Genomic DNA, 15,671 nt, shown 5'->3' with positions numbered 1-15,671 from the left:
AATCAAGTTGGCTTTTGATGATGATTTGCTAAATCTCTGTCTAGTGACCAAATAAACACTTCACTCATGGAAAAGAGATTACACGCATTTTGAAATTCCTGAATAATGCTTAAATCGCCAAAGCTTGTTCCTTCTTGCTTATCAGGAGCTTTGTTTCTCCCAGCCAGATCTGGAAATTTGTCAATCCACTTTAATATCTCTTGTGTATCTGGGAATGTAGTAGGTCTCCAAGGGGCTTCACCTCTGAAAGCTGCTTTCACTTCTGCCACAAAACGCAAGGCAGTTTTCCTTCGCATTGTGCCATCGCCGTTCTGGGCAATGAGGTTGCCTGTTTCCAGTATATTGGCCATAGGCAACAGAAAAGTACAGCCACATTGAGAATAGGTCTGAAAATCTTCGAGAACTGATTCTCTATGCTGATTATAGTTGGGAACGTTAAGTATTTCGAGGAATATGCTGGTATCTATCAGGCAGATACTACTCATTGCTATACTCCTGCAAACGAGATAGCCATTCCATAGCTTGCTGTTTTCTATCTTCAGGTGTATGCGGCGACTTAACGAATCGATCGACTATTCCTCTAGTTACCAGTTGACCAAGTGGCCCCTGAGATATCAGACTGGGAAAATCGTACATATCGCCAAGCCGTACAAGCTGGCTATCTCCTTTCTTTGGATCTCGGAAACAAAAGACTACATCTTTGAGAGCAGCATCGGGTAACGCATCCATTAAGGCTGGGTTATGTGTGGAAAGCAGCACTCGTAACTTCCGCTGCTCGGCAATATCTCGGATGCTGGCGAGTAGATGCTGGGCGCGGTTGGGATGAACGCCGTTGTCAATTTCCTCAATCACGACTAGACTCCCTTCGGGAGCCGATAGCATCGCCGCAGTTATAGCCAATACGCGCAATGTACCATCGGATAATAATGCTGCCTCACAATAGCGACGGTGATTGCCAAAGGTTTCTGCTAGTTGCACCATGACTTCATCCCTTGGCCCGAAAAGGAAATCTAGCCCATCTATAGCCTGTTCTGGTAGACTCTGGATGAAGTTAAGAATTGCCTGTTGATTTTCGGGATGGTTGTTCCACAAGCGATACAGAACGCTAGAAAGATTAGTACCATCATCTTGTAATCGTTTATCAGACTTGAAGCTGTACTCGCGCATTCTGGCAGGAACGGGATCTAAAAACAGGATATTTTTTAAGACTCGTTGATATTCGCGGACGGTTTGAGGAATAATTTTTTGGGAGTTGGTATGCTTGGCATTAAAATGGGTAGGGCTATCTAATTGGACAAATATAGCCATTTGATCGCTGCAAGTTATTCTTGGCTTTTTACTACCTTTTAAAAAGTTGTTATACATTACACCAACATCAGTTCCTACTCCTTGGGAAGGCTGATCTAAGTCATATAGGGGGACTGGACTTGTCGAATCAACTATTCGCTCACTACTGATGTGCAGTTCTCCGTCACGGGCATTCAGCGTTATATCAAGCTGGTTCCATTCATTTGAATCCAAACGGCAACCGATGGTAAAACTTGACTCTCCACGATGGCACAAGTCATTTATTCGACCGCGCACAACTCGTTCGGCACTATTTACAGCGTATTGAATACTGGAAAGTTTTTGTCCTTGTGCTAGCCATGACAGAAAGCGCAAACCTTCAATAACATTACTTTTTCCTGCGGCGTTTGCACCTATTAACACTGTCAGCGATCCCAGAGGTAAACTGCTTGTTTTGTAACTTTTGAAGTTGGCAAGGGTAAATTCTGTCAGTATGGCATTCATATCACAGTTCTCTTCGATAAACAATATCGGTGTTGATCCGATCTGTGCTTAGATAACCTTGTAGGGTGCGCCAGAAAAGCAAAAACCTCTATTATATTGGAAGGCTATCATTTTAACGCACCTGACGATCGCCCCAATTACCTAACTCCTCAATTCATTACACTAGATTAAGTCTGCCTTTTCAGTCCTCTGAAGAGGACTTAAGCTATTAGCCAGGGACTTGAGTCCCTGGCGGGACGGAAGATTTTCGACACAGGAAGAACCACAATGCAACTAATTAAGAGAACAACCCTTCATTATCAAGAAGGAACTTCCGATAAAGTTTATGAAGTCGATCTTTGTTTGGTTGGGAGCGATCGATACGTGGTAAACTTCCGCTACGGTCGCAGAGGCGCAACCCTCAAAGAAGGAGTAAAAACCGAGCAACCAGTAACCCTAGCCCAAGCCGAAAAAGCTTTCGATAAATTAGTGGGCGAAAAAACCAAAAAAGGCTATCAAGATGTTAGCAGTACACTAGTTACTGAAACTCCTGCACCAAAAACCCTTAATCCGCCAAATCCAGACGCACAAAAACAAGCAATTTTAACCCGACTCGCTGCACCATCTGATAAAAAATGGCCTTTAGAAAGAGTGATTTGGCGTGCGGGGGAATTAAAAATTACCGAAGCAGTTCCCGAACTTTTAAAACTGATTGGAACAGGGGAACCTTTAAGAGATTATTGCATAGCCTGGGCATTGGGCAACTGTGGTGACAAAACAGCTTTACCCACCCTGAAAAACTTATATCAAAATTCCCAAAACCCCGAATTTGTGCGTCGAATTTCCTGGGAAGCAGCATTTAAACTTTCGGAGGCAATAGAAAAGGAGAATTTGCGATCGCAAAAAATAGCCGAATTACCCAAGCTATTACAAGAAACAGCTAAAAATGGGTCGGCAACAGAGTTTGCCAACCTGTTAAAAGCATATCTACAGACTTGCGATTACCAAGGTTTTGCCGTCCTCGATACAATCTACCAAATTAATAATGAAAATGTCCGTCCTGCCCTCTTAGAAATTCTGCGAACCGCACCCTTTAAACCCAACTACTTCAAACAAATTCGGCACATTTTCAAAATAGCTGAATACCGCTTAGATGCAGAAATTTTCGGAATTATTGCTTACCGTATTGAAAAAGAGAAGGCAAATTTCCGTAGCAATATTCATCTAATCCATCTTCCAGAAAACGTTCAATTGGCAAGATATGGTTACAAATATAACCCTGAATCAAGACGATGGGAGAAAGTTGATAATGATGAGGTTTTAGCAGAATTAAAAAGCCCTAACTCAAGAATTGCTTACAGCAACTTCACTCGTGAATATTTGCGACGTAGGATTTGGCACACTCTCCAGGAATTAGGAGAAAGTGGTGATGATAATTATGTGAAAATGGCTGCAAACATTCTCTTACAATATTCCGATCGAGATGCACAACCACCGAAACAAACAAATTTTTTACGATGGCAAAGATTCAACAATAATTGGCAAAGCATTACTACTAGTATAAGCTGGGATATCTACGCTGGTTATCTCACATTTAATCACATCCTTTATGAAAACAGCCCTCGTTACGAATACAGAGAAAATAACAAAGCTTGGGTGTGTAAAGAAAACTATAAACCAGGAGATTTAGAACCAAATGTGCGGGAAGAAGCTTTCCCGAAACTTTGGGAACAAAAACCCACAGAACTGTTAAATTTATTATTAGAAAGTAACTGCCAACCTGTACATCAATTCGCCATCAAAGCATTGCGCGATTGTTCCCAGTTTTGCACAGAGTTAGACGTAGAAACGATCGTTAAATTACTGAACAAACCTTATGAAGTTACAGCAAGATTTGCCTTTGAATTAGCCCAAACTCTTTACAACTCTGCTGCACCTAATTTAGAATTAGTTTTAGCCCTAGCGAGTTGTGTAATTCTCGAAGCAAGAACAACAGCTTTTCGCTGGATTGAAGAAACAAGAGAACCCTTTCTCGCTGATGCTAATTTGATCGCTTCTTTAGTCATTAATCCTTTTGCTGATACTCGTCAATTCGCCCGTCAACTGCTCAATTCTTCGATTCTCAATGAGAATGCAGCAAAACTTTTAATCGTTAAAATCATCACCGAAGTATTAGCATTACCCAACGACGCAGGAGAAAAAGCAAAAGACATCGCGGAAACTCTCCTAACTTGTTTTACTCCCCAGTTACGCACTTTGGGAATGTCAATTATTCAAGATTTGCTGAGACATTCGGTATTAGAAGTGCAAGAATTAGGTGCAAGAATCCTCGTAAATCATGAAACTTCAGCCGAAAATTTACCACCGGGATTAATCGATTCTTTAATTGTCTCAGAATACGAATCAATTCGCGGACTTGGAATTAGAATTTTTGGACAACTTCCCGACTCTACTTTATTAAATCAATATTCGTTGCTAATGGCAATGGCAACTCACGAATTAGCAGATATTCGTAACGCCATTCGCCCTGTTATTCGCCGACTCGCCACAGATCATTCTGACTTCGCCGCTAGGTTAGCAACGGAAGCGATCGATCTTTTAATGCTGTCGAAAACCAAGGAAGAAGTTTGTCAATATCTAGTCCGTTTCTTGAAAGAAGATTTGCCAGAATGGATGACAAATATTAGCAAAGATACTGCTTTGAGATTGCTGAAAGCGAAATCTTCTGCAACTCAGGAATTAGCAGGTTATGTAATCATTGCCAATGCTGATAAATGGGCAGCAGAATTTGAGACAATGGAAATAGTTAAGCTGGCGGATAATGAAATTTTAGCTGTGAGAGAAGCGGCGAGACAAATATTTTTGAAAAACTTGCCTCGCTTCCGGGGAAATGAAGCAGAAATGTTATCTGGGGTGAGAATAGTTGAGAGTAAATGGGAAGATACTCAAGAGTTTGGTTTCCGCTTATTCAATACTTTCTTCACTGCGGAAGATTTGACACCCAGCGTATTAATTACTCTCTGCGATAGTATCAAAGAAGAAGTTCGTAGTTTTGGGCGAAACTTGGTAACTCGCTATTTTCAAGAAGCTGACAAACAAGAGTATTTGCTGAAATTTAGCGAACACCCAGCAGCAGATATGCAGTTATTTGTCACCAACTATTTGGAGAGTTACGCTGTTAACGCTCCAGAAAAACTAGAGGAATTAACACCTTATTTTATCACGGTTTTATCATTGGTGAATCGGGGAAGCGTAGCTAAAAAACGCATTTTTGCTTTTTTGAATGGGGAGGCACAAAAGAGTTTAGAAGCTGCTACCGTCGTAGCAGAAATTATGACCCGACAATCTGCAACAATGGTAATAGCTGATAAAGCAGCTGCGATCGAATGTATGGTAAACATCAAACGCACTTACCCCGACTTAGAATTACCAATTTTAGTCAAAGAATTTAAAACCGCAGATGAACGCAGATGAACGCAGATAATAAATTCTAGTTAGTTACTCCTTTTTTATTTTCTTCCACTTCTTCCTTCGTTTCCTTCGTGTCTTCGTGGTTCCCTAAAAATCCCTAAAACATAGTAATAAACCCGGATTTAGTATCATCTCTTTCTTTGCGTTCTTTGCGTCCTTCGCGGTAAAAAAAATGAATTATCGTTACACTGTAGTTATTCAAGGATAACAATTGCTATGGAAGTAAACTACGCTTACAAGGGAAATACTGCTGTTGTAGATAAAGGCGATCGCACTCAGATGTCTTTCTCCCCCGACACCAAGCGCGAACCTACTTTTTTCATCGGAGAATTGCGCCAAAACATCGCTTTTCGGGAAGCAATTAGCGCCTTACACGATGTAGTTGTTTCCGATTTGCGTTTCAAACCAAAAGATAAAACCGCATATAAAGAATGGGCGGCGAAACAGTTAGAAATTGACTGGCAACAAGTAGCAGTACAAAGGCAAGAAATTCTTAACCGAATGCAAGAGTTGCGGACGGAATTGAAAGATTTTTACGATCGCCATTATCAACGCCTTAAACCATACTATGATGCTAGAGAAAATTTTCGCCAATACGTATTCCGCAAACAATTAGACATTTACTTTCTCTTCGATCCTGTAATTACAGTTCACCCAGACGAAATATTTTTTGAATGTTTCAGCGTTGATGAATCTAGTTATGGGCGACTGGGCGCAAGTTACGAAGTCTTTAAAAAAATCGATGAATTTGCTTGTGGAACAACTAACATTGATTACTCTCACGATTTGTACAACGAATTTCAAAAAATCCGCAATTACAAAACGACAAAATTAGAAGTCGATCCTTCCGGTTTTGAAGTAAAAACTACCAACGAAGAATCATTTAAAGAAGTCAAAATCGATTTACCGGATAGCTGGGTAAGGGGTTTTTTACAAGTAAGTTCCGCCATGTCTTTACCCGCAACAAAATTCGATTTGCACCCAATGGATGTTCACAACCTTTGTTTTGTTTTGCGGCGACATAAAGAAAAACACGGCCCAAGGGGAATGAGGTATCATTTAACACCTGGGCAACCTGTACGGGTCGTGTTTGAACCTTGGAATATTGAGGTTGTCTGTTCCCGTTCTCCCTACTTGGGAAACGAAGAAAAAGTAATTCGCGTTTGGGGTCGTCGTCGCTTGCACATCTTGGAACGCCTGATTCCCATTGCGAAAAAGTTTACCGTTCACCTACTTGGTACGGGGATGCCTTCCTTTTACGTTGCAGATTTGGGCGATCTCTCCTTTACCTTGGGTTTGTCGGGATGGACGAGTAACGATTGGGCGCAAGCAGGGAACTTTGACTTGATGGCACCTCGCGCCGAAGTAGATAACCTAACAAAACAGCAAATTTTTAACGCTTTAAAACAAAATTGGGCAGAACCACCTGATGTACTTGCCCGTCGATTGAACTTAGACCGTTCTGTAGTTCTTGGTGCTTTAAGTAGTTACACGCAAGCTGGTAGTGCAATTTTTGACTTAAATAAACAAGTGTATCGGGTGCGGGAATTAAGTCGGGAACCGCTACCAATGGAGAAATTACGTTTTGCTAATGAAAGAGAAGAAAAGGCAACTCGTTTTTTGAGTCAAAATGCTGTGGAAGTTACTTCGTGTACTGGCGATGCTGCTAATGTTTTAATTTTGCAAGGTGTGGTTAAAGATAAGGGAAATGTATATCATCCATCTTTGACGATCGACTCAGATCGGCGTATAATTCAAGCAGAATGTACCTGCAACTGGCACTTACAAAATAAGTTGTTCAAAGGGCCATGTGAACACATTTTGGCTTTAAGAACACATCACGATCGTCAACGCAGGTAACTTTTAAAGGCGCTATACCAGTAGGCACCAACAGCCTTGCATTCTGGACAGTGGATCGCTGTCCTTGCGCTTAGTCCGCCCACGCATCACTAGCCCGCTCTTGACTGTGCCTAGTCTCAGGTACTGTCGCTATTACGGTTTTGTTTCCGTGAAACTAATGAGCGACAGTACCTGGACTAGGCTGGAGTTGAGCGATCTAGTCCTGAGATGTTTACGAAGGGGAAACCTACTGGTAATAGCGTTTTATTTTTTGCTTAATTCAATCAGTTTGAATGACAGAGGTTATGAGTAAACCAATTAAAATTCTGTTGCAAACTACCATTTCCACGACTGAAGATGATTGGAATATTTCTCGTTTCTCGCTATTAAGAGATTATCTCGCCTCTGTCAAAGATGATGCTGGAAATCATCTATTTCAAGTAACAGCAAGAGATAGAGAATCTGATGCCCAAGGAAATGACCCAGTTTTAAGCAATTTGGGTAATTCGGATTTTGATGAATTATGGTTATTTGCTGTTGATGTGGGTGATGGTTTAACTAAGCAAGATATTGCCGGGATTGAGGCATTTAATAAGCGAGGAGGGGGAATTTTAGCAACGCGAGATCATCAAGATTTGGGTTGTTCTATTTGTGATATTCCGATAATTGGTGTTGCCCATTATTTCCAAACCAAAAACCCCGATCCAGACGAAACTCGACACTGTATTGATGATATTTATACTAGTTCCATTTCTTGGCCTAACTATCATTCTGGACGCAACGGCGACTATCAAAAAATTACTCCTGTTGCACCCATTCACGAACTATTAAAAAATCCTGATTCGCCTTCAGGAATTATTGAGTTTTTCCCCGCCCATCCCCACGAAGGCGCTGTGGGAGTTGCGCCAGATGCAACGAATGGTAAGGTAATTGCTATGGGTAAAAGTTTGGTTTCAGGACGCACGTTTAACTTAGCTGTAGCTTTTGAAAGTGTCAAAGATTTTGAAGGAAATCAACTAGGACGTGGAGTAGCAGAATCAACTTTTCACCATTTCTGTGATTACAATTGGGATGCAGATATGGGTTGTCCTAGCTTTGTGGATGAACCTCCAGGAAATACTATGAAAACCGAACCTCGTGCGTTGGAAAATGTCCATACTTATATGCGTAATTTGGCTTTGTGGTTGGCGCATAAAGTGTAGAATAATCAGTCTTTTATGCAATAGGAAATTGTTAGCAAACTAGTAAATTAAGCTAAAATTATATGACTGAGCAACAACCCAGAACTCGCCAAGAATTATACGATCGCATTCGCCAAACTTCCAGAGAAGAAGTAATCTTAGAAGAAATGATTCGCTTGGGATTTTGGCCCGCAGAAGGGGAAATACCAACAGATCCAGCGGATGAAATTCGCAGACGTGGCGAAATAGAACGAGAACTTAGCGAACTGTATCGCCAAAATCGCCAAATACATAATGAAACATATCTCAAAAAACAAGTTTATCTACAACGTTTAGAAGAATCAAAGCGCAAACGTCAGGAAAATAAAGAACGTCGGGAAAGGGAAAGACAAGAAAGAGCCCAAGCTTGGCGACAAAGAAAAGCACAGGAAATTGTATATTTGGGCGATCGCGTTTCTGCTGGATTAAACGATACTGAATACAATCAAGAAAGACTAGAAAGTTACGGTTTACTTGCTTATAATACCGCCCAAGAAATCGCCAATGCAATGGGAATTAGTATCGGAGAATTGCGCTTTCTCGCCTTTTCCCGGAAAACTTCGCTAATTACTCATTATGTGCGATTCAAAATTCCCAAAAAGACAACTGGCGATCGCCTTATTTCCGCCCCCATGCCTCGCCTAAAAAAAGCACAACATTGGATACTAAATAATATACTAGAAAAAATTCCCCTGCACAAGGCCGCACATGGATTTCGTCCAGGTTATTCTATTGTTAGTAACGCCCAACCTCATATCGGTGCAGAAGTTATTATTAATTTTGACTTGAAAGACTTCTTTCCCTCAATTTCTTACAAACGAGTTAAAGGACTTTTTCAATCATTAGGTTACTCAGATATTGCCGCCACAATCTTTGGTTTAATCTGCACAGAACCGGAAGTTGTCGAAGTAGAATTAGATGGGAAAAATTACTATGTAGCACTTAGCGAAAGACACTTACCCCAAGGCGCACCCACAAGTCCAGCTATTACTAATATAATGTGCCGCAGACTCGATCGCCGTCTGGAGCACATGGCAGAAAAATTAGGTTTTGTTTACACTCGCTACGCCGACGATTTAACCTTTTCCACTTCCGGCGACTTTCGCCGCCACATTTGTAATATTTTAAGACGTACTGAATCAATTGTCGATCATGAAGGGTTTGTCATTAATGAAGAGAAAACCCGGATCATGCGGAATACTAATCAGCAAGATGTTACCGGAGTAGTAGTTAACTCTAAACTCAACGTTGATAAAAAAACCTTAAGACGGTTTCGCGCCACTTTGTATCAAATAGAGAAAGATGGTTTAGATGGGAAAAATTGGGGACATTCGGGAAATTTACTTGCTTCGATTCAAGGTTTTGCTAACTATGTGGCTATGATTAATCCCGAAAAAGGTGCAGAATTCCACGCGCAAATTCAACGGATAAAAGAGAAACATGGAGGACGCAAAAAGTAAAACTATGGAAGAGCTACATCATCAAGCCGCTCAACTTTAGTCAACTCAAATTAGATATTTTCTGGTGATAGACTATTTATTGGAAGTGACAACTCTGCCCAGTCTTCCAAATAATTTAGTTATGACTCAGCCCTCGTACACCATTTTAATAGTTGAAGATTCACCAGAAGATCAGGAACTTTATCGGCGGTATCTGTTGCGCGATCGCCAATCTTCCTACACCATCCTGGAAGCATCCTTGGGTGAGGAGGGACTGGAACTGTGGCAGGAACACCGACCAGATGTGGTGTTGCTCGATTATCGCTTGCCCGATCTCGATGGGCTAGAATTTTTAAGCAGGCTGCAATCTTGGGTTCAACAGCCTTGCTTACCTGTAATCATTGTTACGGGGGTGGGGAATGAAACGATCGCCCTGCAAGCGATCGAAGCAGGCGCACAGGATTACCTTGTCAAGGGAAAGATGACCCCGGAAGAGTTGCGCCTATCGATCGGTCGCACAATTGCTACCGTCAATCTGCACGTTAAGCTGCAACAGCAGCTAGAACGAGAACGATTAACTCGACGCATCAGCCAGCAAATACATCAATCCCTGGAAATCGAGCAAATTCTCCAGACAACCGTAACTGAAGTGCGGCAGTTTCTGCAAACCGATCGCGTCATTGTTTTTCAGTTACAATCCGATGGCAACGGTGTTGTAGTTGCCGAATCAGTTGACTCAGCATGGCAAGCCGTCCTGTCTACCAACATCTACGATCCTTGCTTTACCGAAAATTATATAGAACCCTATCGGCAAGGAAGAATACTGGCAAAGTCCGATATTTATGACGGTAGTCTTAGCCCCTGCCATGTGGAATTTTTGGCTCAGTTTCAGGTACAGGCAAATTTAGTAGTGCCAATTCTGCGAGATAACGAGTTGTGGGGGCTGCTGATTGCCCATCACTGTGCGGCTGTGCGCTCCTGGCAAACAATGGAAATTGAGTTACTGCAACAACTTGCCGTTCACCTGGGAATTGCACTTCAGCAAGCATCTACATACACCCAACTAAAAAAGCAGAGTGAAGCCCGTTATCGTGCCATTGTTGAAGATCAAACCGAACTGATTGCCCGTTATTTGCCCGATACCACCATTGTGTTTGCCAATACTGCTTATTGTCGTTACTTTGGTCTGAAATTAGAGGAGATTATTGGTAAGAGTTACAACCCTGCGATCTTTGAAGAAGACCGAGAAATGGTGACTCAGTTGGTCAACTCCATGAGTGCCGAAAATCCCACTGTGACGATCGAAAACCGCGTCATAGTCAACGGAGAGATTCGCTGGACTCAGTGGGTTAATCGGATGTTATTTGATGAACAAGGGCAATTTACCGAATTTCAATCAGTAGGGCGCGATATTACTTTGGTCAAGGAAGCAGATGCCCAACTGCGTCGTAGTAGCGAGCGGATCAGTTTAGCCAATGCAGAATTAGCCAGAGCCGCCCGACTCAAAGACGAGTTTCTTGCCAATATGAGTCATGAATTGCGTACCCCGCTCAACTCAATCTTGGGCTTAACTGAAACTTTATTGGAAGAATTGTTTGGCAGTTTAACCGACCAACAACGCCAGTTTATCCAGACCATTGAACAAAGCGGAGAACACTTACTCGGACTAATTAATGATATTTTAGACCTCGCCAAAATTGAGTCGGGCAAAATGGAGCTTCAGCTAAGATCGGTTGAGTTGCATTCAGTTTGTGCATCCAGCCTCAAATTTGTTAGGCAGCAAGCTCGACACAAAAAGATTCAGTTAAGCTGCGAAATCGATCCAAACATTTCCGAGATCGAGGCAGATGAACGCCGATTACTTCAGGTGTTAGTTAATTTACTGAGCAATGCAGTAAAATTTACGCCCGATAGGGGGCGTGTCGAGCTTGAGGTGAGAATGAAGTCGGAGCAACAAGCGGTGGAATTCCAAGTCAAAGATAGCGGTATTGGCATTTCTCCAGAAAATCTGAATCAGATTTTTCAGCCGTTTATTCAGTTAGAGAGTTCCCTATCTCGACGTTATGATGGCACGGGACTGGGATTGTCGATCGTCAAACGAATAGTCGAGCTGCATGGGGGCAGCATTCGGGTAGACAGTCAAGTGGGACGAGGCAGTTGCTTTACTGTAACGTTACCCTGGCATCCCCTATCCAAGCAAGATGATTCTCCATTACCAGAAACCTTATTGCGTGAAGTCGAAATCCAGCAAGTTTTAGTGGTAGAAGATTCCGGTACCGCTGCGGGTCAAATCAAACGATATTTGGCTGAAATAGGAGCAACTAGTGTCATTCATCCAGTTGGGACAGGTGCTTTGGATGTGGCATTACGAGTCAAGCCAGATGTGATTGTGTTAGATATTTTGCTGCCAGATTGTTCTGGATGGGAAGTATTGAGCGAGTTAAAAGCTCATCCCCAGACTAAATCTATTCCTGTTATTGTTGTTTCGGTGATGGACGATCGATCGCGTAGCCTAGAAATGGGCGCAACTGAACATCTCCTAAAACCCCTCTCGCGACCAAAGTTTTATCAAGCGTTGAATCGTTTATTTGCCAACGTTCACCGCCCCAATCCAGAAACAGCCTTGATCGTTGCTGCTACAGAATCAGCCGAAGCTCCCAAAATTTTATTAACAGAAGACAATGAAGCCAACATTACCACCATGTTAAGTTACTTGCAGGCTCATGGTTTTCAAGTGATGATTGCCCGCACTGGTTTAGAAGCCATTCAAATGGCGAAACAGCACCAGCCTGATATCATTTTGATGGATATTCAAATGCCAGAAATGGATGGAATAGAAGCAACCAGGCAAATTCGTGCCGATAGCGAAACTAGTTCTATTCCGATCGTTGCCTTAACCGCTTTAGCAATGCCAGGAGATTCAGAACGCTGTCTAAGTGCTGGTGCAAACGATTACTTTGCTAAACCTGTCAAACTCAAACAGCTAGTGGAGAGAATTAACCAATTATTGCCTAAACGCCGCAACCAGTGAACGTTATAGCCACTACTGATTTGCTTCAATTTCTTTAAGTAACATCTCGTCAGAGTAGGATTTTTCCCAGTCACCGGGAAGTTTCAGCCGCACTGATTTTGCACCACCACTGGGGGTACAAACTACCCAATATTTATCATCTTGTCCTTTCACCTGCGCCGCTTCTTGATTTTCTTCATTGTTGGAAAGCCCAGAATAGGCTTGAACACATTTCCAGGTGGTGTTGTTGCGATCGGTAATTTCTCGTTCCATAACTATAATTTTTGTAAAACTTCTTGAGGGATTCAATCTATAGACAGGTAGAAATGCGATCTTTGTTTTCTTGTCCTGATACCAAATCCGGGTTGAAAACCCCCCTTATACTAAATCTTTTTTTTGAACCACGAAATCTTTTTTTTGAACCACGAAGACACGAAGGACACGAAGAAAGAAGAAGAGGATAACGGGGATAGCTAACCCGGATTAGGTATGATTGGTTATTAACTTAACTTTTTTCCGGTAAAACTTGCATTTTTTCCATTAAAAAACTCCACAAAGATGGATCGATAAAATTTGGGATAACTTTAAACGCACCAAGATCATAAAGCTTTTGCGGATCGTGAGTAGAAGCAATCCCAATTGTCCGAATTCCTGCACCGACAGCAGAACGAATTCCCGAAGGTGAATCTTCAAAAGCCAAAGCCAATTCTGGAGTAATATTTAACCGTTCAAGAGCCAATTTATATATAGCAGGATCGGGTTTTCCTTCGCTTACATCTTCCTCCGCGACAAATATAGCATCAAAGATTTCTGCCAACTCTAAAATTTCTAACAAAAAATCTACATTTTTGCGGGGTGCATTGGTAACTAATCCCCTTTTTAAACCATGTTCTTTTGTCCAATCAAGAATTCTTTCTAATCCACAAAGAGGTTTCAATAATGGTGCTAATTCTCGGAACCGGGCTTCTTTGTCTTCCGCAAATTTTTCCCCCTGTTCTAAAGTTAGATGAGGCAATATATCTTGAATAATAATTGGATTTAATCGCCCACTAATCCGAGTTTGGTAGAAAACATTATCAATTTCTAATCCATGAATTAATAACATTTCTTGCCAAGCTTGGAAATGCAAAGGGTCAGTATTTACCAAAGTTCCGTCTAAATCAAATAAAATGCCAGCTAACATAATCCTTATATTTTAGTTTCACAACTTATCATATCACAGTCTGTTGTGAACACTTCAGTGTTTCCTTATTTTAAATAAAACGACTGAAGTCGATATAACAAACGAAGAAAAAATATCATCTTTTAGGGAGAAACGATCGCCAACCTTACTTAGCTCCGGTTCGTTGTGAACACTTCAGTGTTCCCTTATTTTAAATAAAACGACTGAAGTCGATACAACAAACGAAGAAAAATATCATCTTTTAGGGGGAAACGATCGCCAACCTTACTTAGCTCCGGTTCGTTGTGAACACTTCAGTGTTCCCTTATTTTAAATAAAACGACTGAAGTCGATACAACAAACGAAGAAAAAATATCATCTTTTAGGGGGAAACGATCGCCAACCTTACTTAGCTCCGGTTCGTTGTGAACACTTCAGTGTTCCCTTATTTAAATAAAACGACTGAAGTCGATACAACAAACGAAGAAAAATATCATCTTTTAGGGGGAAACGATCGCCAACATTACTTAGATACCCTGAATGAGTAACATTGGTAATCCAACAAACATTAACTCATGAATAACCCACTAGTCAGAATAGTACTGTTTGCTTTGTTACTCTTATTTCTGGTTTATCCCTTTGGTGCTTTAAGCGGTATCATGCTTTTGCTGATCGGAGCAGCATTTCTGTGGACAGTTTGGGGTATAGTAGAAGCGATCGCAGGTACAACTTCTGACGATCGATCCTAAACAAGGAGTTAACTATGGGATTGGGTTTACTCGCTGACGGTCGATGGATTTCAGAACGAGAACAAGAAGACTCACAAGGCAAATTTATTCGTCCGGCAACCACTTTCCGCAACCAAATTACAACTGATGGTTCTAGCGGTTTTAAAGCGGAAGCAGGACGTTATCATTTATATATTTCTTGGGCTTGTCCTTGGGCGCATCGCACCGCCATCATGCGGAAATTGAAAGGTTTAGAAGATGTAATTAGTCTTTCAGTTGTACACCCAGTAATCGATCAAAATGGTTGGGAATTTTCCGAAGAACCTGGATGTATTCCCGACACAGTTAATGGCGCAGATTATCTTTGGCAAATCTATCTTAAGGCAGATGAAAAATACGAGGGACGAGTGACAGTTCCCGTACTTTGGGATAAGCAAACTAACACAATTGTAAATAATGAATCCCGTGAAGTTATTAAGATATTTGATACGCAATTTCAGGATTTAGCAAAGTCAGATTGGCACTTTTACCCAGAAAATTTGCGGGAAGTAATTGAACAAACCATTGACAAGATTTACCAACCAATTAACAATGGCGTTTATCGCGCCGGATTTGCCACTAGTCAAACTGCTTACGAAGAGGGAGTAACCGATTTATTTAACGCCCTCGACTATTGGAATGAAGTGTTAGGAAAGCAAAGGTATTTGTGTGGAGAACAAATCACCGAAGCTGACTGGTGTATGTTCACTACCTTGTTGCGGTTTGACCCAGTTTATTACGGGCATTTTAAATGCAACTTACGCCATATTTGGGATTATTCAAACCTCTGGAATTACCTCAAAGAACTTTACCAAATTCCCGGAGTCAAAGAAACCTGCAATCTCGACCACATCAAACGGCACTATTACATCAGTCACAACAAAATTAATCCCACTCGCATCGTTCCCAAAGGGCCAATAATTGACCTTGACTCACCGCACGATCGCGGTTAAGGGTCAGATGGGGAGATGGGGAGATGGGGAGATGGGGGGA

At 41.6% G+C, this 15,671-nt stretch carries 11 protein-coding genes; 7 read left to right on the top strand and 4 right to left on the bottom strand.

Translation table 11 applies throughout. From position 1 onward, the window contains the following. Positions 1–2 precede the first annotated feature (2 nt). Both IQ264_RS18460 and IQ264_RS18455 read right to left on the bottom strand, forming a co-directional pair. Positions 3–485 carry a hypothetical protein gene (locus IQ264_RS18460; protein ID WP_193982272.1) on the bottom strand — a complete coding sequence of 161 codons (483 nt, stop codon included), beginning with the start codon at positions 483–485 and terminating at the stop codon, positions 3–5. Continuing rightward, a complete protein-coding gene (locus IQ264_RS18455; RefSeq protein ID WP_193982271.1) occupies positions 478–1,791 on the bottom strand; it encodes an AAA family ATPase in 1,314 nt (437 codons plus the stop codon). Before IQ264_RS18455 ends, IQ264_RS18460 begins: the two co-directional genes overlap by 8 nt. 267 nt (positions 1,792–2,058) lie before the next feature. Between IQ264_RS18455 and IQ264_RS18450 the strand changes: the two genes are divergently transcribed. The 5 genes from IQ264_RS18450 to IQ264_RS18430 all read left to right on the top strand — a co-directional run bounded on the left by IQ264_RS18450 (position 2,059) and on the right by IQ264_RS18430 (position 12,770). Then, the gene (locus IQ264_RS18450; RefSeq protein ID WP_193982270.1) at positions 2,059–5,244 is read left to right on the top strand and encodes a WGR domain-containing protein; all 3,186 of its coding nucleotides are present in this window, start codon (positions 2,059–2,061) and stop codon (positions 5,242–5,244) included. Positions 5,245–5,457: 213 nt separating this feature from the next. Next, positions 5,458–7,101, top strand: coding sequence for an SWIM zinc finger family protein (locus IQ264_RS18445; protein ID WP_193982269.1), 1,644 nt, complete (start codon positions 5,458–5,460; stop codon positions 7,099–7,101). A 284-nt stretch (positions 7,102–7,385) separates the two neighbouring features. Then, positions 7,386–8,282: a hypothetical protein gene (locus IQ264_RS18440; protein ID WP_193982268.1), complete on the top strand. Its 897-nt coding sequence runs from the start codon at positions 7,386–7,388 to the stop codon at positions 8,280–8,282. A 62-nt stretch (positions 8,283–8,344) separates the two neighbouring features. Next, positions 8,345–9,760, top strand: coding sequence for a reverse transcriptase family protein (locus IQ264_RS18435; RefSeq protein ID WP_193982267.1), 1,416 nt, complete (start codon positions 8,345–8,347; stop codon positions 9,758–9,760). 121 nt (positions 9,761–9,881) lie between these two features. Continuing rightward, complete coding sequence (locus IQ264_RS18430) at positions 9,882–12,770, top strand: response regulator (RefSeq protein ID WP_193982266.1); 2,889 nt, start codon at positions 9,882–9,884, stop codon at positions 12,768–12,770. A gap of 12 nt (positions 12,771–12,782) precedes the next feature. Here IQ264_RS18430 and IQ264_RS18425 read toward each other — a convergent pair whose 3' ends face one another. Next, the gene (locus tag IQ264_RS18425) at positions 12,783–13,022 is read right to left on the bottom strand and encodes a hypothetical protein (RefSeq protein WP_193982265.1); all 240 of its coding nucleotides are present in this window, start codon (positions 13,020–13,022) and stop codon (positions 12,783–12,785) included. Between the two features lie 232 nt (positions 13,023–13,254). Beyond that, positions 13,255–13,932: an HAD family hydrolase gene (locus tag IQ264_RS18420; RefSeq protein WP_193982264.1), complete on the bottom strand. Its 678-nt coding sequence runs from the start codon at positions 13,930–13,932 to the stop codon at positions 13,255–13,257. A gap of 554 nt (positions 13,933–14,486) precedes the next feature. Here IQ264_RS18420 and IQ264_RS18415 point away from each other — a divergent pair. Beyond that, positions 14,487–14,660, top strand: coding sequence for a hypothetical protein (locus IQ264_RS18415; RefSeq protein WP_193982263.1), 174 nt, complete (start codon positions 14,487–14,489; stop codon positions 14,658–14,660). Positions 14,661–14,674: 14 nt separating this feature from the next. Next, entirely contained in the window at positions 14,675–15,631 is a 957-nt protein-coding gene (locus IQ264_RS18410; protein WP_193982262.1) for a glutathione S-transferase family protein, read from the top strand. Positions 15,632–15,671 lie beyond the last annotated feature (40 nt).

Origin of the sequence: [Phormidium] sp. LEGE 05292, assembly GCF_015207735.1 — a bacterium.
Classification (GTDB): domain Bacteria; phylum Cyanobacteriota; class Cyanobacteriia; order Cyanobacteriales; family Aerosakkonemataceae; genus Floridanema.
The sequence above is the reverse complement of the archived record's forward strand: the minus strand, read 5'-3'. Positions and strand labels throughout refer to the sequence as shown.